This is a genomic window from Burkholderia cepacia (assembly GCF_001718835.1).
Taxonomy (GTDB): Bacteria; Pseudomonadota; Gammaproteobacteria; order Burkholderiales; family Burkholderiaceae; genus Burkholderia; species Burkholderia cepacia_F.
In genome coordinates this window covers 3,316,627-3,334,470 of record NZ_CP013443.1, presented here as the reverse complement: position 1 = coordinate 3,334,470, position 17,844 = coordinate 3,316,627, and the positions used below count along the sequence as shown (strand labels likewise).

Here is a 17,844-nt window from a genome sequence, read left to right as displayed (position 1 = left end):
CATGTCTCCTCCACCCAAGTGGACGCGGCCCGTGGACGGCCGCGTGAAAGATCTTATGAAACCTTTTATTGGTATTCAAGTGGTATTAATTTGGTTCCAGAGTGGCATTGAATTTTGACGTGGGGGCGACGCGAGGCGGCTGGCGCAGGCGAAAAAAAACCTCGCGCGAGGCGAGGTTGGCTGCTGCGGGACGGACGATCCGTCCGGCGCGCCCGGCGCATGTCGTCCGGGCGTGCGCGGCGGCGGCCGCCGCCGCATCAGGCCCGGTCGGCTTTCGCGCCGGCCGGCGCGACGCGCTTCGGCTGCGCTTCGAGCCACATCGCATTGACGATGCCGAACGACAGCGCGACGCCGATACCGAGAATCCAGCTGAAATACCACATGATCCGACTCCTTGCGAAACGGGGGCGGCGGGGCGCCTGCGCACCCCGGCCGGGTTCAATACATCGAATGCTTGTTCTCTTCGAGCACCTCGCGCGTGACCTTGCCGCGCATCACGCGATACACCCAGCTCGTGTAGAGCAGGATGAGCGGCAGGAACACGATCACCGCGAACAGCATCACCTGCAGCGTCATGTGGCTCGACGTCGAATCCCACACGGTCAGGCTGCTCTTCGGGTCGAGCGACGACGGCATGATGAACGGGAACATCGAGAAGCCGGCGGTCAGGATCACGCCGACGATCATCAGGCCGGTGCAGAAGAACGCCGTCTTCTCGAGGCGCGAGCCGGCGAGCAGCATCGCCAGCAGGCCGCCCGCGATCCCGACGACGGGCGCCGCGATCATCCACGGGAATTCGCCGTAGTTCGCGAGCCACAGGCCCGAGCCCGCGGCGACGTCCTTGAGCAGCGGGTTCGCGACCGTATCGGTCGGCGCGGCGTGCGTGATGTGGAAGCCGCCGATGGTCGACGCGATCAGCACGCCGGCCAGCACGAACAGCACGACCGCGAGGAGCGACGCCACGCGCAGCGCGACCGACGCGCGGCGCGCGATCACGCCTTCGGTCTTCATCTTGATGAAGGCCGCACCGTGCGCAACGAGCATCGTGAGGCTGACGAGCCCGCACAGCAGCGCGAACGGGTTCAGCAGCGCCCAGAAGCCGCCGTAATAGGTCACGCGCAGGTCGCTGTCGAACTTGAACGGCACGCCTTGCAGCAGGTTGCCGAACGCGACGCCGAACACGAGCGCCGGCACGAAACCGCCGACGAACAGGCCCCAGTCCCAGCCCGCGCGCCAGCGCGGGTCGGGGCGCTTGCTGCGGTAGTCGAAGCCCACCGGCCGGAAGAACAACGCGAACAGCACGAGCAGCATCGCGAAGTAGAAGCCGGAGAACGACGCCGCGTAGACGAGCGGCCAGGCCGCGAACATCGCGCCGCCGGCCGTGATCAGCCACACCTGGTTGCCTTCCCACGTCGCACCGACGGTGTTGACGATGATGCGGCGTTCGTCGTCGGTCTTGCCGAGGAACGGCAGCAGCGCGGTCGCGCCCATGTCGAAGCCGTCGGTGACGGCGAAGCCGATCAGCAGCACGCCGACGAGCAGCCACCAGATCAGCTTGAGAGTTGCATAGTCCATAGCGATTCCTTGTTCCGTTTCAGGTGCGTGCTCAGGCCGGGGCGCGCTCGCTGGCGGCCGCGAGTTCGTGGTGATAGCGGCCGGTGTGCAGCGACGACGGGCCGAGGCGCGCGTACTTGAACATCAGCTTGATCTCGATGACGAACAGCGCGGTGTAGAACGCGATGAAACCGGCGAGGCTCAGGTACAGGTCCGTCGACGTCAGGCTGGACGCGGACAGATGCGTCGGCAGGATGCCCGCGATCGTCCACGGCTGGCGGCCGAGCTCGGCGACGACCCAGCCGAATTCCGCGGCGAGCCACGGCAGCGGGATCGCCCACACCGCATAGCGCAGGAACCAGCGGCGGTTGTCCTGCAGCAGCTGCCGGCGCGCACAGAGCCAGAACGCGGCGACGAAGGTCGCGAGGAACAGGAAGCCGAGGAACACCATGATCCGGAACGAGAAGAACACGGGCGCGACCGGCGGGATCGTCTTCTTCGCGGCGGCCTTGATCTGCTCCGGCGTCGCATCGACCACGTTCGGCGTGAACTGCTTGAGCATCAACCCGTAGCCGAGATACTGCTTGTGCTGGTCGAACAGTGCGCGGGTCGCATCGCTCGTGTCGCCTTCCTTGATCTTCTGCAATGCGCCGTACGCGACCATCCCGCTCTGGATGTGCTCCTCGCTGCGCTTCGCGAGTTCGCGCAGGCCGATCACCGGCTCGTCGATCGAGCGCGTCGCGATCAGGCCGAGCGCGTACGGGATCTTGATCGCGTAGTCGGTGCGCTCTTCCTTCTGGTTCGGGATGCCGATCAGCGTGAACGAGGCCGGCGCCGGCTGGGTTTCCCATTCCGATTCGATCGCGGCGAGCTTCATCTTCTGCACTTCGCCGGTCGTGTAGCCCGATTCGTCGCCGAGCACGATCACGCAGAGCGTCGACGCCAGACCGAAGCCGGCCGCGACCGCGAACGAGCGCAGTGCGAAGTCGGTGTCGCGCTTCTTCAGCAGGTACCACGACGAGATGCCGAGCACGAACATCGCGGCCGTCACGTAGCCGGCCGACACGGTGTGCACGAACTTCACCTGCGCGACCGGGTTGAACAGCACGTCGAACAGGTTCGTCAGTTCCATGCGCATCGTCTGGTAGTTGAACTCGGCGCCGACCGGGTTGTTCATCCAGCCGTTCGCGACGAGGATCCACAGCGCGGACAGGTTCGAGCCCAGCGCGACGAGGAACGTGACCATCAGGTGCTTGACCTTCGACAGGCGGTTCCAGCCGAAGAAGAACAGGCCGACGAACGTCGATTCGAGGAAGAACGCCATCAGGCCTTCGACCGCGAGCGGCACGCCGAAGATGTCGCCGACATAGTGCGAGTAGTACGACCAGTTCGTGCCGAACTGGAATTCGAGCGTGATGCCGGTCGTCACGCCCATCGCGAAGTTGATCCCGAACAGCTTGCCCCAGAACTGGGTCATGTCCTTGTAGACCTGTTTGCCGGTCATCACGTAGACGGCTTCCATGATGACGAGCAGCCAGGACAGGCCGAGCGTCAGCGGCACGAACAGGAAGTGGTAGAGCGCCGTGATGCCGAACTGCAGACGCGACAGATCGACGACTTCGCTACTTATCATGGTGGTCTCCCTCGGTGGGTGCAGGCGCCGGCACCGAGAGCAGCTTCTCGGCGACGGCGGCAGGCGGAAGCGACATGTGCTCGGCCTGCGGATGATTGAAGAATGCGTATTTGAGCGACATCAGGAGGATCAGCTTGACGATCAGCACCAGGGTGATGTCGCGGGCGAGGGTCGGTCCGCGTGCCCACGCGGCGATGCGAGCGCGCCAGCCGGTCGCGCCGCCCGTGGGCGCGGGCTTTTTATTGATCGAGATCAAGGCGATTATCCTGAATCGATTTAGGTCGGAATTGGGGCGACTTTACGTCGGATTTATGACGGCCGTGAAGCTGTTTTAATCCTTTTGCGCCTGACGAATCAATTTTAAGAGGACGTCAGTGACGTGCGGAGTGCTGCGCTGCGGCAGACCGTCGCGAAGTGATCGTCGAAACTTGAGCTAGATCAAGCATCGGCGGAACAGCCGGCGTTTGGGTGAATACCCGATTGAATTGGTCAATTTATGGGCGAAAAAAAACCGCTGCCGGTCGGGCAGCGGTTTTCGATGAAGCGTTTTAATTCAGCGGGCGTTACGCGTATTCGGCGAGGGCGGTGCGCATCTTTTTCATCGCGCTCGCCTCGATCTGGCGGATACGTTCCGCCGACACGCCGAACTCGGCGGCGAGATCGTGCAGCGTCGAGCCGCCCGAGCCGTCGTCGTCGACGTGCAGCCAGCGGGCCTCGATGATGCGGCGGCTGCGTGCGTCGAGCGCGTCGAGTGCCTGCGCGATGCCGTCCGTCTGCAGCGAGTCGCGCTGACGCGCGGCGAGCACGGCGGTCGGTTCGTTGTGCGAGTCGGCCAGGTAGGCGATCGGTGCGTACGACTCCTCGCCGTCTTCGACCTGCCCTTCGAGCGCGATATCGCCGCCCGACAGGCGCGTTTCCATTTCGGTCACGTCTTCACGCTTGACGTTGAGCTCTTGCGCGAGGCCGTCGATTTCCTCGGGCGTCATCGCCTGCATGCTCTTCTTGTGGCTGCGCAGGTTGAAGAACAGCTTGCGCTGCGCCTTCGTCGTCGCGACCTTCACCATGCGCCAATTGCGCAGGATGTACTCGTGGATCTCGGCCTTGATCCAGTGGATCGCGTACGACACGAGACGCACGTTCTGGGCCGGATCGAAGCGCTTCACGGCCTTCATCAGGCCGATGTTGCCTTCCTGGATCAGGTCGCCGTGCGGCAGGCCGTAGCCGAGATAGTTGCGCGCGATCGACACGACGAGCCGCAGGTGCGACAGCACGAGGCGGCGTGCCGAGTCGAGATTGTTGTCTTCGCGGAATTCGGTTGCGTACTGGCGTTCCTCTTCGGCCGTCAGCAGCGGAATGCGATTGACGGCCTGGATATACGCGTCGATGTTGCCAAGCTGGCCCGGCAACATCGATTGAGCTGCGAGCGCCAGCGAGCCTGCCGATTCGGCCTTGGCCGGCGCCGGGCTCAGGGTGTTCGGGAGGGTCAGGGCGTTGCTCACTAAAAACTCCTTTGGAATCAGGGACAAACCCCCGGTCTCGAATGAGATTCCGTGGGGCATCTTAGCACTCCCGCAAGATGAGTGCTAATTCCTTAGAGGGGATGCGGGCTTTGGAGTTCCCGTTTTTCTATCGATCTGGCGATATTGATAGTATTAGGCATGACCGCTCGAATGCCCGCAAGTTCCGTAACCTGTTGTTTTTCATGAGAATCAGTAGACGATTTCAATTTTTGTGGTTTTGGAAGGAAGCCATTTCGCTTTGTGATGCCGATCCGAAAAGTCCTTTACCATACCATTCAGTTCGCTCGAGCCGGCCGAAGCGGCAGGTTCCATTCAACCCACAAAGTTGGAGTGTCAGATGAACAATAAGAACGGTCGGCGGCGGAGCCGGCTTGCGTTGCATGCGGTCCTGGCGGCGTCGCTGCTGGGCGGTTCGGGGGCAGCGCTGGCGGATCGATGGGGGATTCAGGCGGGCGGCGGTTTTTCGGATCGTCACGGGGTCGACAAGGGCGATCTCGGCGTGGTGTGGGATCCGGGCTGGAACTGGTGGGAATTGGGCGGCTGGCACTTCGCGTTCGTGATGGAGGGCAACGTCAGCTACTGGCATACGAACGGCAACGTCCACACGAGCATCTGGGAGTTCGGCGTGACGCCGTTGTTCCGCTTCATCAAGAGCGCGGGCGCGGTCCGCCCGTACGTCGAAGCCGGCGCCGGCATCCGCCTGCTGTCTCATCCGACGATTTCGAACGATCTGTCGATGTCGACCGCGTTCCAGTTCGCCGACGTGGCGGGCGTCGGCGTGCAGTTCGGCCAACGGCAACAGTATCAGGTCGGCTACCGTTTTGAACATGTGTCTAACGCGGGTATCAAAGAGCCGAATCCTGGTATAAATTTCCACCAGTTCTACGTGCAGTACAACTTCTGATCCGCATGCCCGCGCACGGCGTGCGCGTTGCCGAGGAGTCAGGCGATGGCGAAGGTGATCGATGCGATCCGCGCGCTCGAGCGCGATCGGTTCCGGGCGATGGTGGACGGCGACGGCGAGGCGCTCGGCGCGCTTTTGTCGGACAAGGTGTTCTTCGTGCACACCAACGGCAAACGCGAAACCAAGCAGCAGTTCATCGACGCCATCGTCGCCGGCCGCCGCCGCTATCGCCAGATCGAAATCCAGTCGCAGGATGTGTTGCCCGTCGGCGACGAAACCTGCGTCGTCACCGGGCGTGCGTTGATCGAGATGGAAACGAACAACGGCGGCCTGGTCTTCCCGATTGCGTATACCTCCGTCCACACCCACGAACAGGGCCGCTGGAGCCTGTTCGCGTGGCAGGCGACGCGGTGCGCGACCGAGGCATGAGCGCGCGTCGCGTTCCTTTTCGTGTCCCATCCGAAGCGCCCTTCTGGGCCGCTTCCTGCTGGCCCGCGCAGCGCGGATCGCACGCTGCGCGGGCGGTTTCGCACCGCTCGCTGGCCTACTTCAAACCCTGATTCAAACCCTGATTCAAGCCGTCAGGCCGCCGCGCGGCGATCCGCGCAGTGCCAGGCCGAGCGGTTGATCGCGCTGACAAGCGCGTCGAGCGCGGCGCTCGCCGTATCGGCGTGCAGGCCGACGCCGTGCCGCAGCGGCGCATCGCCGACCCGGCAGCCCACCGATACCGCGATCCGCCCGTCCGTCGTGCGCGCGTGTTCGCACGAAGCGATGTCGATCGCGACGCCGGCGGCGTCCGCGAATGCCGCCGCCGCGCGCCGCGCCGCCTCGTCGGGCGTCGCGCCGGCCGCGCTGGCGCCCGCGACGTCTCGGTTCCGCCAGCGTGCGCTGCCGCCGCTGCGCGCGGCCGGCCCGTCGGTCTCGAAGAATTCGCGCGCGAACAGCGCGCAGATCGCGTCGCCCGTCACTTCCTCTCCCGACGCGTCGGCAAGCGTCTGCACCGCGTGGCTGAATTCGATCTGCACGCGCCGCGTCGGCGTGAAGCCCATCCCGCGTTCGAGCAGGAACGTCGCGCCGCCCTTGCCGGACTGGCTGTTGACGCGGATCACCGCGTCGTAGCTGCGGCCGAGGTCGGCCGGATCGATCGGCAGGTACGGGACTTCCCACGGCGCATCGGGGCGCTGTTGCGCGAAGCCCTTGCGGATCGCGTCCTGGTGCGAACCGGAGAACGCGGTGAACACGAGGTCGCCCGCGTACGGGTGGCGCGGATGCACCGGAATCTGGTTGCAGCGCTCGACGACGCGGCGCACCGCGTCGATGTCGGAGAAATCGAGGCCCGGATCGATGCCCTGCGTGTAGAGATTCAGCGCGAGCGTGACGAGATCGACGTTGCCGGTGCGCTCGCCGTTGCCGAACAGGCAGCCCTCGATGCGGTCGGCGCCCGCGAGCAGCGCGAGCTCGGCCGCCGCGACCGCGGTGCCGCGGTCGTTGTGCGGATGCACGGACAGCACGATGCTGTCGCGATACGCGAGGTTGCGGTCCATCCACTCGATCTGGTCGGCGAACACGTTCGGGCCCGCGGCTTCGACGGTGGCCGGCAGGTTGACGATCATCTTGTGGTCGCGGGTCGGGCGCCAGGTTTGCGCGACCGCGTCGCAGATCTCGCGGGCGAACGTCAGCTCGGTCATGCTGAAGGTTTCCGGCGAGTACTGGAAGGTCCACTGCGTGTCGGGGCGCGCGGCGGCGTGCTCCTTGATGATGCGCGTGCCGTCGATCGCGAGCGCCTTCACGTCGGCCTTCGACATCCCGAACACGATGCGGCGGAACGACGGGCAGACCGCGTTGTACAGGTGCACGATCGCGCGCGGCACGCCTTCGAGCGCGTCGAACGTGCGTGCGATCAGGTCTTCGCGCGCCTGCACGAGCACTTCGATCGTCACGTCGTCGGGAATGCGCTTGTCGTCGATCAGCTTGCGGACGAAATCGAAGTCGGTTTGCGACGCCGACGGAAAACCGACTTCGATCTCCTTGAACCCGATCGCGACCAGCATCTCGAAGAATTCGAGCTTCTGCCCGATGCTCATCGGCTCGATCAGCGACTGGTTGCCGTCGCGCAGGTCGGTGCTCATCCACACGGGCGCGCGCTCGATGGTGCGCGACGGCCATTTGCGGCCATTGAGGCGGACGGGCTCGAACGGACGGTACTTGTCTTGCGGATTGCGCTGCATCTTCTGGACCTCGGGTCTCAAGTCGCGAGCGAAGACGGGCGGCATGGGCGACGGTTGGCGCTGCCTCGCTCCGCGGCACGTAAGCGTGCTGCGGATGCGGATGATCTTCGCGAATCGGCCGACGGATAGACGGACGAATGCTGACGACTTCGGGTTGTAAAAACTGCGAGAGGGGTACTGCGAGGAACTGCTGGGAGGGACCGTGCGGACAGCACACGGCGCTACGACAGCCTTAGGCTAGTCGTAGCGATAGCGGCCGCGCTAGGCGGCCGGAGGTAATTCGGAGGGTGTTCGGAAAGGAACGCATGACGGCAACTCTATGCCAGGATGCGCCCGCGTGTCAAATGGGGCGCGTCGGATGGCGTGCGTCGCGTGCGGCGGCGCCGGAACGGGTCCGGCGCGCCATTGCGCGCTCAGGCGCCGCGGCGGACGATGCGCACGATGGTCGCGACCTGGCGGGCGACGGTGTCGGGCACCGGCACCTCGCCGCGCAATACGGCGTCCGTCCACGCGGCCGTCGTGGCCGCATCGCGCGATTCGGGCAGGGCGACGGGGGGCGCATCGGTCGACGAGCGCTCGGCCTCGATCAGCGTGTCGCACACGCCGTCGTGCAGCCAGTCGACCTGCACCTGGCGCCGCGTGTCGGCAACGGCTTCGCCCTCGGTTCCGCGCGCGAGCAGCGCGCCGCCGAGCGCGGCGTCCGGATGGTCGCGGAACAGCTGCGCGAGGCTGTCGCGGTACGGCGGGTGCGTGTAGTTGACGAGCCGCAGGCCGGCCGGTGCGAACGGCTGCAGGATCTTCACGAGCGTGTGCGTCGAATTGCGCACGCCGAGCACGCGGCGCATCGACAGCAGGCGGGCGATGCGCGGCGCCAGCACCTCGATCGACGCGAACGCGACGCGGCGCTCGGCAAGCGTGTCCTCGATCGCATCGTGCGATGCCGACGGCGCGAGCGACAGCGCCGAGAAGATCTCGGCGCTCGTCACGCGGCCCGGATCGCGCTCGACACCATGCACGAGCACCGGCACGCCTTCGCGCGCGAGCAGCAGCGCGAGCAGCGGCACGAGGTTCGGCTGCTTGCGCGCGCCGTTGTAGCTCGGGATCGCGACGGGGCGGAACGCCGCGTCCTGTACGTGCACGGGCTCGAACGACGCCTGCGCGGCGGCGAGCATCGCGGCCAGCTCGTCGGCGGATTCGCCCTTCAGCCGATAGGCGATCAGGATCGCACCGAGTTCGACATCCGACACGCGCGCGTCGAGCATCGCGCGATAGAGCTCGAACGTGTCCTCGGCGGACAGCGCGCGTGCGCCTTGCGGGCCGCGGCCGATTTCCTTGATGAAGCGGGCGCACGGGAACGGAACGGCCGGGCGGGCGGCGGGATCGTGGGAAGCGGTCATCGAAGCGGGGTGGGGCGGCCGCCGTCGGGGCCGCGCATCTGATGTGAGGAACCTTCCCAGTATCGCATGTGCGCGGATCCGGCAAGCGCGCGGAGGCGCGGCGCCGCGCGCTACACTGATGCATCCGGCGACGCGTGCGTCGGCCTCGGCCTCGGCGGCCGGCCCGCCGCGCGCTGCCCGTGCCGCGCACGCCGGTTTCCGGCCTGCGCGTTCGCCGGCCGATCATGACAACGAGAGACATCCCATGAAGCTTTACAGCTATTTCCGCAGTTCCGCGTCGTACCGCGTGCGGATCGCCCTGAACCTGAAGCAGTTGCCGTTCGACTATGTTCCCGTGCACATGCTGCGTGACGGCGGCGAGCAACTGAAGGACGCATACCGCGCGCTGAATCCGGACGCGGTCGTGCCGACGCTGATCGACGGCGACGCGACGCTGCAGCAGTCGCTCGCGATCATCGAATATCTCGAGGAGACCCATCCGGAACCGGCGCTGCTGCCGAAGCAGCCGGTCGACCGCGCCTATGTGCGTGCGGTGGCGCTGCAGATCGCGTGCGAAATTCACCCGCTCAACAACCTGCGCGTGCTGAAGTACCTGAAGCACACGCTGAAGGTGCCCGAAGAGGCGAAGAATGCGTGGTACCGGCACTGGATCGAGGCGGGCTTCGAAACGCTCGAGACCCGTCTCGCGAGCGATCCGCGCACCGGCAAGCTGTGTTTCGGCGACACGCCGACACTCGCCGACGTGTGCCTCGTCCCGCAGGTGTTCAACGCGAACCGCTTCTCGATCGACACGACGCGCTATCCGACGATCCAGCGGATCGTCGACCATGCGTCGACGTTCGATGCGTTCAAGGCCGCCGAGCCCGGCGCGCAGCCCGACGCCGAGTGAGGCAGGCCAAGGACGGGTCAGCCGCATGAAAAAGGGCGCCCGCGGGCGCCCTGTGTGCGGCAGGATGCGCGGCGCTCAGCCGAGCAGCGCGTCCGCGAATTCGACCGCGCTGAACGGCTGCAGATCCTCGACCTTTTCGCCGACGCCGATGAAGTAGACCGGCACCGGGCGCTGCCGCGCGATCGCGGCGAGAATCCCGCCCTTCGCGGTGCCGTCGAGCTTCGTGACGATGAGGCCGGTGAGGCCGAGCGCATCGTCGAACGCCTTGACCTGCGTGAGCGCGTTCTGGCCGGTGTTCGCGTCGATCACCAGCAGCACTTCGTGCGGCGCGCCGTCGTGTGCCTTCGAAATCACGCGCTTCACCTTCTTCAGCTCTTCCATCAGGTGGAGCTGCGTCGGCAGGCGGCCGGCCGTGTCGGCCATCATCACGTCGATCTTGCGCGCGCGCGCGGCGCTGACCGCGTCGAAAATCACCGCGGCCGGATCGCCGCTTTCCTGCTGCACGACCGTCACGTTGTTGCGCTCGCCCCAGACCGCCAGCTGTTCGCGCGCGGCCGCGCGGAACGTGTCGCCCGCGGCCAGCAGTACCGACTGGTCGAAGCTCTGCAGATGCTTTGCGAGCTTGCCGATGCTGGTCGTCTTGCCCGCACCGTTCACGCCGGTGATCATCATCACGAGCGGCTGTGCGCGGCCGAGCATCAGCGATTTCTCGAGCGGCGTCAGCAACTCGACGAGCAGGTCGTGCAGCGCGGCCTTCACCTGCTGCGGGTCGGTCAGGCGGCCCGCGCGTACCTTTTCGCGCAGCGCGCCGAGCAGGTACTCGGTCGCGTCGACACCCGCGTCGGACATCAGCAGCGCGGTTTCGAGCTCCTCGTACAGATCCTCGTCGATCTTCGTGTTGACGAAGACGCCGGTGATGCTCGAGCCCGTCTTGGCGAGCCCCGTTTTCAGGCGGGCGAGCCACGACTTCTTCGCGTTGGGCTCCACGGCGGGCGGCGGAACGATTTCGACCGTCTCGACGACTTCGTCGCGGCCGTCGTTGGTCGGCGTGACCGTCATCACGACGGCCGGCGCGGCCGGTTGCGGCGCCGCGCCGCCGGTCGGAGGCGCGGATTCGCGCGGGGCCGGCGCCGGCTGCGGCGCGGGCGCGTCGACGGACTGCGCGTCCGCCTGCGGCTCGGCGGCCGACGGCGCTTCCGCGGGCGTCGGCTCCTGCGTTTTCTTGAATCGTTTGAAGAAGCTGAACATGGTCTGACGTCGGGAAGAGGGCGGTCCGTCGCCGTGGAAGGCGCGGACTGCGTGCGGGCTGCCGCGCGCGACAGCCGAAACCTCGCATTTTATCAGTGCGGCGTGGCGCTCGCGTCAGTGCGCGCCGCCGCTGTGGTAACGTGCGCCTGTTTGGCGGCGCGCCCCGTTCGCGCCCGGTCCTCCGTTCGATATTCCTCCCGCATGTCCCGTTCATCCCGTTCATCCTCCGGCCGCCCGGCGGCCCCTTCCAGCCGCGGCAAACCGCATACCATCCGCATCATCGGCGGTGACTGGAAACGCACGCCGCTCGCGGTGCTCGATCTCGACGGCCTGCGGCCGACGCCCGATCGCGTGCGCGAGACGCTGTTCAACTGGCTCGGCCAGGATCTCGAAGGCCGCCGCTGCCTCGACCTGTTCGCGGGCACGGGCGCGCTCGGTTTCGAGGCCGCATCGCGCGGCGCGGCGAGCGTCGTGATGGTCGAGCGCCATCCACGCGCCGCGCAGCAGTTGCGTGCGATCAAGGACAAGCTCGGCGCGCGTGCGGTCGAAGTCGCGGAGGCGGATGCGTTGCGGCTCGCGGCGGGGCTCACGCCGGGCGCGTTCGACGTCGTGTTTCTCGATCCGCCGTTCGGCGAACCGGCCGTGCTCGATCGCGCGATCGCGCTGGCGGCGCCGCTCGTCGCGGCGGGCGGCGCGCTGTACGTCGAAACGGGGGCGGAACTCGACCCGGCCGCGCACGATGCGCTCGCGGGCTGGGAGGTGGTGAAGCACGGCAAGGCCGGTGCGGTTCACTATCATTTGCTGCGGCGCGAAAATGATGAATAATGCGCGTTCCAAAACGAGGCGACGTGCGACAGGCGACGTATGCCCATCTCGGCAGCGGCGTGCGCATCGCGCGGCTGCCATCCCGTTTGCGTGATGACAGGAGGAGCGACATGGTAGTCGCCGTGTATCCCGGTACGTTCGATCCGCTGACGCGCGGGCACGAAGACCTCGTGCGGCGTGCGTCGAGCATTTTTGATACGCTGGTGGTCGGTGTGGCCGACAGCCGCGCGAAAAAGCCGTTCTTCTCGCTGGAAGAACGTCTGACGATTGCGAACGAGGTGCTCGGCCATTACCCGAACGTGAAGGTGATGAGTTTCACCGGCCTCCTGAAGGACTTCGTCCGCACCAACAACGCACGGGTGATCGTGCGCGGCCTGCGTGCCGTGTCCGATTTCGAATATGAGTTCCAGATGGCGGGGATGAACCGCTATCTGTTGCCCGACGTCGAGACGATGTTCATGACGCCGTCCGATCAGTACCAGTTCATCTCGGGCACGATCGTGCGCGAAATCGCGCAGTTGGGCGGCGATGTCAGCAAGTTCGTGTTCCCGTCCGTCGAGAAGTGGCTGACCGAGAAAGTGACGGCGATGGGAGGCCCTGCCGCGTGACGCGGCGCCGGCCGGTTTCGTCGCGAAGCCGGCCGCCGGCCTGAAGAAGTGAGATCAGTATGGCTTTGATGATTACCGACGAGTGCATCAATTGCGACGTGTGCGAGCCCGAGTGCCCGAACGGCGCGATTTCGATGGGCCCGGACATCTACGTGATCGACCCGAACAAGTGCACCGAGTGCGTCGGCCATTTCGACGAACCGCAGTGCCAGCAGGTGTGTCCGGTCGAATGCATTCCGCGCGATCCTCAGCATGACGAGTCGCACGCGCAATTGATGGAGAAGTATCACGCGTTGATCGCCGTGAAGGGCGACGACGCGCAGCAGTGACGCAATGAAGGGCCGGGCGGCGCGTGCCGCCCGCGCCGTTTTCAGCCCAGCAGCTCGCGCAACGCCGCGACGAGCGCATCGCATTCGGCATCGGTGCCGACGGTGATGCGCAGGTGCTGGTCGATTCGCGGCAGCCCGAAGTGCCGCACGAAAATTTCCCGCTTCTTGAGCCGTGTCGCCAGCGTGGCCGCGTCGTGCGCGGGATGGCGCGCGAACACGAAATTCGCGGCCGACGGCACGACGTCGAAGCCGAGCGCGGCGAGCGCGTGCGTGAGCCGCGTCCGGCTGTCGATCACGCGCCGGCACGTCGCGTCGAAGTACGCGTCGTCCTCGTAGGCGGCGCGCGCCGCGACCTGCGCAAGGCGGTCGAGCGGGTACGAGTTGAAGCTGTCCTTCACGCGGTTCAGCGCGTCGATCAGCGCGGCATCGCCGAAGGCGAAACCGACGCGCATGCCCGCGAGCGAGCGCGCCTTCGACGTCGTGTGAACGACGAGCAGGTTCGGGTAGCGGTCGATCAGCGAGATTGCCGACTGCGCGCCGAAGTCGACATAGGCTTCGTCGATCACGACGACCGACGACGGATTCGCGGCCGCGATCCGCTCGACATCCGCGAGCGGCAGCGCGCGCCCGGTCGGCGCGTTCGGGTTCGGAAACAGCACGCCGCCCGCATCGTCGAGATAGTCGTCGACACGGATCGAGAAATCCTCCGCGAGCGGCACGACCGTCGTCTCGACGCCGTACAGGCGTGCATAGGTCGGATAGAAGCTGTACGTGATGTCGGGAAAGCGCAGCGGCCGGTCGTGCTTGAGCAGCGCCTGGAATGCGTGCGCGAGCACCTCGTCGGAGCCGTTGCCGACGAACACCTGCTCGGGCTGGATGCGGTGATGGGCCGCGACCGTCTCGCGCAGCGCGCGTGCGACCGGGTCCGGATAGCGGCGCAGCGCGTCGCCGGTCGCGCCGAGTTCGCGCGCGATCGCCGCGACGACACGCGGCGACGGCGGATAGGGATTCTCGTTGGTGTTCAGCTTGACCGGGTGTGCGAGCGCGGGCTGCTCGCCCGGCACGTAAGGCACGAGTTGCTGAACGACGTCGCTCCAGTAACGGCTCACCGCACGACTCCTGACGGGTAAAACGACGAGATTACCTCATGCGCGGCATGCGGTGCGCGCGGCGGCTGCGCTCAGTTGCGATGCAGCTGCATCGTCGCGCGGTCGAGTTCGCCCTTGACGACCATCGGCATCACGGCGAGCGCGCGTTCGATCGACGCGTCGATCACGTCCTGTTCCTCGCGGCGTGGCGGCTTCAGCACGAAGTTCGCGACATCGGGCTTCGCGCCGGCGCGGGCGCTCTCCGGAATCAGGTCGCGCGGATGGCCGATGCCGATCCGCAGTCGCCAGTACTGTTGCGACGACAGGTGTGCGGTGATGTCCTTCAGGCCGTTGTGGCCGCCGCTGCCGCCGCCGAGCTTCAGCTTCACGGTGCCGGGCGGCAGGTCGAGCTCGTCGTGTGCGACGAGGATCTGGTCGGGCAGGATCTTGAAGAACTGCGCGAGCGCGACGACCGACTGGCCGGAGCGGTTCATGTAGGTTTGCGGCTCGAGCAGGTGGACTTCCTCGCCGTGCAGGCGTGCTTTCGCGTAGAAGCCATGGAAGCGGCGTTCGTCGCGCAGCGTCGCGCCTGCTTCGCGGGCGAGCTGGTCGATCAGCCAGAAGCCGGCGTTGTGGCGCGTCGCGGTGTATTCCGCCCCGGGATTGCCGAGGCCGACGATCAGTTTGATCATGACGTTTCGAAGGCGGCAGCGGCCGCCTGGGCGCAGAAAAAGAAAAACCCGCCGGGCAAGCCGCGGCGGGTTGCGTCGACCGTTTCGTAAAACGGATCGATGGGGCGCGTAGGCAGCCGCTTATGCAGCCGGCGTTTCGCCTTCGGCTGCGTCCGACACGGCACCAGCCGGCACCGTCGCCGATGCGACAACCGGGTTTTCCGCGTCGACGTGCGCGACCAGCGCGACGCCCTTCGGCAGCGCGATGTCCTTCGCGTGCAGCGATTGGCCGGCTTCGATCTTCGACAGGTCGACTTCGAGGAACTCCGGCAGGTCGGCCGGCAGGCACTCGATTTCGATTTCCGTCGCGACGTGCGAAACGATCGCGCTCGACAGCTTCACGGCCGGGCTGATTTCAGCGTTCAGGAAGTGCAGCGGAGCCTTCGTGTGCAGCTTCTTCTTCGCGTCAACACGCTGGAAGTCCACGTGCAGCACCAGTTGCTTGAACGGGTGGTATTGCACGTCGCGCAGCAGAACCTGTTGCGACTGGCCGGCCACTTCGAGGTCGAGGATCGACGAGTGGAAAGCTTCCTTCTTCAGGGCGTGCCACAGGGCGTTGTGATCGAGTTCGATCTTTTGCGGGGCTGCTTCGCCACCGTAAACGATACCCGTGGTCTTACCGGCGTTGCGCAGGCGGCGGCTCGCACCCGTACCTTGCTGTTGGCGCTCGAAAGCGACGACTTTCATATGATTCTCCAATGGCTGCCCGCGACCAGGCAGTAAAACGGGGGCCGTCAAATGTCGGCCCCCGATAAAGCGGACGGGGTTTCGTCTATCCCGTCCGATTGTGCAAAAAGCGAAGCGTTGCCGCTTCGCTTTCTGCGCATGCTTTCTTCAGTCGATTCGCGATCAGGATTCCGCGAACAGCGACATCACCGAATCGCCGCGGCGGATCCGCGAGAACGTTTCGGCCAGCAGGCTCGCGCTCGTCAGGGCACGGATCTTCGAGCAGCCGAGCGATTCGGCGGACAGCGGGATCGTGTCGGTGACCACCAGCTCGTCGAGTGCCGACGCGGCGATGCGATCACCCGCGCCACCCGACAGCACCGGGTGCGTCGCGTATGCGAAAACCTGCTTCGCGCCGCGCTCCTTCAGCACTTGCGCGGCCTTGCAGAGCGTGCCTGCCGTATCGACCATGTCGTCCATGATCACGCAGGTGCGGCCTTCGACTTCACCGATGATGTTCATCACTTCGGAGACGTTCGCCTTCGGGCGACGCTTGTCGATGATCGCGAGATCGCAGTTGAGCTGCTTCGCGAGTGCCCGGGCACGCACCACGCCGCCGACGTCCGGCGACACGACGAGCAGATCCGAGTAGTTCTGCTTGCGCAGGTCACCCAGCAGGATCGGCGTTGCGTAGATGTTGTCGACCGGGATGTCGAAGAAACCTTGAATCTGGTCGGCGTGCAGATCCATCGTGATGATCCGCTCGACGCCGGCGATTTCCAGCATGTTCGCGACGACCTTCGCCGAGATCGCGACGCGCGCCGAACGCGGGCGGCGATCCTGACGGGCGTAGCCGAAGTAGGGGATGGCTGCAGTGATCCGGCCGGCGGATGCGCGCTTGAGCGCATCGACCATGATCATCAGTTCCATCAGGTTGTCGTTCGTCGGTGCGCACGTGGATTGCAGGACGAAGACGTCCTTGCCACGCACGTTTTCCTGGATCTCGACCTGGATCTCGCCGTCGGAGAAACGGCTGACCATTGCTTTGCCGAGGGGAATTCCAAGGATTTTGACGACTTCCTGGGCGAGCGCGGGATTCGCGTTGCCAGTAAAGACCATCAGGCCATCATGGCTGTGGCTGCTCATCGTGCACCTGCTTCAGGCTTGGGCGGGAAATGCGGGAAAATTTTTGGCAGGGGAGGAAGGACTCGAACCCTCGCATGCCGGAATCAAAATCCGGTGCCTTGACCAACTTGGCGACTCCCCTACACTTAACTGACTGCTTCACCGAACTCGTCGTGTAGGCCGTTCGGCAAAGTAAAACTTCATGACGCGAAAGCGAAGAGCGGATGCTCGTTCAGACTCTCGGCAACTGCACCATTCCAACTGGCGGGCAGTTTGGCTTTCGCCGCTTCTGCCTCGTGCTTGCTGTGAAACGCTGCAAACACGCTTGCTCCGGAGCCGGTCATCCTCGCGGGGGTCAGATTATACAACCATTTGACCGCCTGCGCAACTTCCGCGTACTTCCTTGTTACAACTTCCTGCATATCGTTCCGGCCGAAGCTGTCTGGCCATCCCGCATCGCTGGTTTGCTGTGCAAGAAAGTCAGCAATTGTGACGGGCTTCGTATCTCTTGTCAACAACTCATCTGAAAATATTTCAGCGGTCGGGACATGAACGCTTGGCGTCACAACCAGGAACCAGCGAGTCGGCAATTGTACCTCAGCTAATTCTTCTCCGATACCCTCTGCGAACGCATTTTTTCCAAAAATAAAAAACGGGACGTCTGCACCGAGTTTGACCGCGAGCGACTGAAGCTCGGCGCGCGGCACGTCGAGTTGCCACAGGCGGTTCAGCGCGAGCAGCGTCGTAGCCGCGTCGGAGCTGCCGCCGCCGAGGCCGGCCCCCATCGGCAGGCGCTTGTCGATCTCGATGTCGACGCCGTGTGCGGTGCCCGTATGCGCTTTCAGCAGGTTGGCTGCGCGCACGACGAGGTCGCTTTCCTCGGGCACGCCGGGCACGTCGGTGACGCGCGCGACGCGACCGTCGTCGCGCAGCGTGAAGTGCAGCGTGTCGCCCCAGTTCAGCAACTGGAACACGCTCTGCAGATCGTGATAGCCGTTCGGACGGCGGCCGGTGATGTGCAGGAACAGGTTGAGTTTCGCGGGCGCAAGGCAATTGCGCAGCGAGCGGGTCGAATCGGTCATGCGTATGTCTGGGCTGG

19 protein-coding genes and 1 tRNA gene are annotated in these 17,844 nt (G+C 65.5%); 6 read left to right on the top strand and 14 right to left on the bottom strand.

From position 1 onward, the window contains the following. Positions 1-257 precede the first annotated feature (257 nt). From cydX to rpoH, 5 genes are all read right to left on the bottom strand, one after another. On the bottom strand, positions 258-383 hold the full coding sequence (gene cydX / locus WT26_RS18595; RefSeq protein WP_069273486.1) for a cytochrome bd-I oxidase subunit CydX: 126 nt from the start codon (positions 381-383) through the stop codon (positions 258-260). Between the two features lie 55 nt (positions 384-438). After that, complete coding sequence (gene cydB, locus WT26_RS18590; RefSeq protein ID WP_069273485.1) at positions 439-1,575, bottom strand: cytochrome d ubiquinol oxidase subunit II; 1,137 nt, start codon at positions 1,573-1,575, stop codon at positions 439-441. A 31-nt stretch (positions 1,576-1,606) separates the two neighbouring features. Then, entirely contained in the window at positions 1,607-3,187 is a 1,581-nt protein-coding gene (locus WT26_RS18585) for a cytochrome ubiquinol oxidase subunit I (RefSeq protein ID WP_059531329.1), read from the bottom strand. Further along, entirely contained in the window at positions 3,177-3,449 is a 273-nt protein-coding gene (gene cydP, locus WT26_RS18580) for a cytochrome oxidase putative small subunit CydP (RefSeq protein ID WP_420480943.1), read from the bottom strand. Before cydP ends, WT26_RS18585 begins: the two co-directional genes overlap by 11 nt. Positions 3,450-3,750: 301 nt before the next feature. Next, positions 3,751-4,686, bottom strand: coding sequence for an RNA polymerase sigma factor RpoH (rpoH, locus tag WT26_RS18575; protein WP_059531324.1), 936 nt, complete (start codon positions 4,684-4,686; stop codon positions 3,751-3,753). A gap of 358 nt (positions 4,687-5,044) precedes the next feature. Here rpoH and WT26_RS18570 point away from each other — a divergent pair, with 358 nt between their 5' ends. Together WT26_RS18570 and WT26_RS18565 are read left to right on the top strand one after the other, a co-directional pair. Further along, positions 5,045-5,611 (top strand): acyloxyacyl hydrolase, encoded by a 567-nt coding sequence (locus tag WT26_RS18570; protein ID WP_069273483.1) that lies wholly within the window; start codon positions 5,045-5,047, stop codon positions 5,609-5,611. 45 nt (positions 5,612-5,656) lie between these two features. Next, a complete protein-coding gene (locus WT26_RS18565; RefSeq protein WP_059531319.1) occupies positions 5,657-6,040 on the top strand; it encodes a nuclear transport factor 2 family protein in 384 nt (127 codons plus the stop codon). Between the two features lie 152 nt (positions 6,041-6,192). Here WT26_RS18565 and leuA read toward each other — a convergent pair whose 3' ends face one another. After that, on the bottom strand, positions 6,193-7,839 hold the full coding sequence (gene leuA / locus WT26_RS18560; RefSeq protein ID WP_069273482.1) for a 2-isopropylmalate synthase: 1,647 nt from the start codon (positions 7,837-7,839) through the stop codon (positions 6,193-6,195). A 413-nt stretch (positions 7,840-8,252) separates the two neighbouring features. Further along, a complete protein-coding gene (ybiB, locus tag WT26_RS18555) occupies positions 8,253-9,236 on the bottom strand; it encodes a DNA-binding protein YbiB (RefSeq protein ID WP_069273481.1) in 984 nt (327 codons plus the stop codon). A 244-nt stretch (positions 9,237-9,480) separates the two neighbouring features. On the opposite strand from ybiB, the gene maiA reads away from it, so the two are divergent. After that, complete coding sequence (maiA, locus tag WT26_RS18550) at positions 9,481-10,125, top strand: maleylacetoacetate isomerase (protein WP_059531311.1); 645 nt, start codon at positions 9,481-9,483, stop codon at positions 10,123-10,125. 75 nt (positions 10,126-10,200) lie between these two features. Here the strand turns inward: maiA and ftsY are convergent, their stop codons facing one another. Then, positions 10,201-11,373, bottom strand: a complete 1,173-nt coding sequence (gene ftsY, locus WT26_RS18545; protein ID WP_069273480.1) for a signal recognition particle-docking protein FtsY — start codon at positions 11,371-11,373, stop codon at positions 10,201-10,203. A 201-nt stretch (positions 11,374-11,574) separates the two neighbouring features. On the opposite strand from ftsY, the gene rsmD reads away from it, so the two are divergent. The 3 genes from rsmD to WT26_RS18530 all read left to right on the top strand — a co-directional run bounded on the left by rsmD (position 11,575) and on the right by WT26_RS18530 (position 13,135). Further along, positions 11,575-12,198 (top strand): 16S rRNA (guanine(966)-N(2))-methyltransferase RsmD, encoded by a 624-nt coding sequence (rsmD, locus tag WT26_RS18540; protein ID WP_069273479.1) that lies wholly within the window; start codon positions 11,575-11,577, stop codon positions 12,196-12,198. Between the two features lie 110 nt (positions 12,199-12,308). After that, positions 12,309-12,806: a pantetheine-phosphate adenylyltransferase gene (gene coaD, locus WT26_RS18535; RefSeq protein WP_021163047.1), complete on the top strand. Its 498-nt coding sequence runs from the start codon at positions 12,309-12,311 to the stop codon at positions 12,804-12,806. Between the two features lie 59 nt (positions 12,807-12,865). After that, the gene (locus WT26_RS18530; RefSeq protein WP_069273478.1) at positions 12,866-13,135 is read left to right on the top strand and encodes a YfhL family 4Fe-4S dicluster ferredoxin; all 270 of its coding nucleotides are present in this window, start codon (positions 12,866-12,868) and stop codon (positions 13,133-13,135) included. Positions 13,136-13,176: 41 nt separating this feature from the next. On the opposite strand, the gene hisC is transcribed toward WT26_RS18530, so the two are convergent. The 6 genes from hisC to ispE form a co-directional block, all read right to left on the bottom strand. Continuing rightward, positions 13,177-14,244, bottom strand: coding sequence for a histidinol-phosphate transaminase (gene hisC, locus WT26_RS18525; protein WP_069273477.1), 1,068 nt, complete (start codon positions 14,242-14,244; stop codon positions 13,177-13,179). 71 nt (positions 14,245-14,315) lie between these two features. Beyond that, the gene (gene pth / locus WT26_RS18520; RefSeq protein ID WP_021163050.1) at positions 14,316-14,915 is read right to left on the bottom strand and encodes an aminoacyl-tRNA hydrolase; all 600 of its coding nucleotides are present in this window, start codon (positions 14,913-14,915) and stop codon (positions 14,316-14,318) included. Positions 14,916-15,035: 120 nt separating this feature from the next. Further along, positions 15,036-15,641: a 50S ribosomal protein L25/general stress protein Ctc gene (locus tag WT26_RS18515; RefSeq protein ID WP_021163051.1), complete on the bottom strand. Its 606-nt coding sequence runs from the start codon at positions 15,639-15,641 to the stop codon at positions 15,036-15,038. 162 nt (positions 15,642-15,803) lie between these two features. Then, a complete protein-coding gene (locus tag WT26_RS18510; protein WP_059531299.1) occupies positions 15,804-16,766 on the bottom strand; it encodes a ribose-phosphate pyrophosphokinase in 963 nt (320 codons plus the stop codon). 44 nt (positions 16,767-16,810) lie between these two features. Beyond that, a tRNA-Gln gene (locus WT26_RS18505) sits at positions 16,811-16,887 on the bottom strand. A gap of 58 nt (positions 16,888-16,945) precedes the next feature. Then, complete coding sequence (gene ispE, locus WT26_RS18500) at positions 16,946-17,827, bottom strand: 4-(cytidine 5'-diphospho)-2-C-methyl-D-erythritol kinase (RefSeq protein ID WP_059531296.1); 882 nt, start codon at positions 17,825-17,827, stop codon at positions 16,946-16,948. Positions 17,828-17,844: the final 17 nt, after the last annotated feature.

What these genes read in the sequence shown, in the direction of transcription:
- WT26_RS18510 (WP_059531299.1), bottom strand. Translation starts at nt 16,766, where the DNA reads ATGAGCAGCCACAGCCATGATGGCCTGATGGTCTTTACTGGCAACGCG.
- coaD (WP_021163047.1), top strand. Translation starts at nt 12,309, where the DNA reads ATGGTAGTCGCCGTGTATCCCGGTACGTTCGATCCGCTGACGCGCGGG.
- WT26_RS18515 (WP_021163051.1), bottom strand. Translation starts at nt 15,641, where the DNA reads ATGAAAGTCGTCGCTTTCGAGCGCCAACAGCAAGGTACGGGTGCGAGC.
- ispE (WP_059531296.1), bottom strand. Translation starts at nt 17,827, where the DNA reads ATGACCGATTCGACCCGCTCGCTGCGCAATTGCCTTGCGCCCGCGAAA.
- leuA (WP_069273482.1), bottom strand. Translation starts at nt 7,839, where the DNA reads ATGCAGCGCAATCCGCAAGACAAGTACCGTCCGTTCGAGCCCGTCCGC.
- WT26_RS18585 (WP_059531329.1), bottom strand. Translation starts at nt 3,187, where the DNA reads ATGATAAGTAGCGAAGTCGTCGATCTGTCGCGTCTGCAGTTCGGCATC.
- WT26_RS18565 (WP_059531319.1), top strand. Translation starts at nt 5,657, where the DNA reads ATGGCGAAGGTGATCGATGCGATCCGCGCGCTCGAGCGCGATCGGTTC.
- cydB (WP_069273485.1), bottom strand. Translation starts at nt 1,575, where the DNA reads ATGGACTATGCAACTCTCAAGCTGATCTGGTGGCTGCTCGTCGGCGTG.
- maiA (WP_059531311.1), top strand. Translation starts at nt 9,481, where the DNA reads ATGAAGCTTTACAGCTATTTCCGCAGTTCCGCGTCGTACCGCGTGCGG.
- cydX (WP_069273486.1), bottom strand. Translation starts at nt 383, where the DNA reads ATGTGGTATTTCAGCTGGATTCTCGGTATCGGCGTCGCGCTGTCGTTC.
- WT26_RS18530 (WP_069273478.1), top strand. Translation starts at nt 12,866, where the DNA reads ATGGCTTTGATGATTACCGACGAGTGCATCAATTGCGACGTGTGCGAG.
- ybiB (WP_069273481.1), bottom strand. Translation starts at nt 9,236, where the DNA reads ATGACCGCTTCCCACGATCCCGCCGCCCGCCCGGCCGTTCCGTTCCCG.
- rsmD (WP_069273479.1), top strand. Translation starts at nt 11,575, where the DNA reads ATGTCCCGTTCATCCCGTTCATCCTCCGGCCGCCCGGCGGCCCCTTCC.
- pth (WP_021163050.1), bottom strand. Translation starts at nt 14,915, where the DNA reads ATGATCAAACTGATCGTCGGCCTCGGCAATCCCGGGGCGGAATACACC.
- WT26_RS18570 (WP_069273483.1), top strand. Translation starts at nt 5,045, where the DNA reads ATGAACAATAAGAACGGTCGGCGGCGGAGCCGGCTTGCGTTGCATGCG.
- ftsY (WP_069273480.1), bottom strand. Translation starts at nt 11,373, where the DNA reads ATGTTCAGCTTCTTCAAACGATTCAAGAAAACGCAGGAGCCGACGCCC.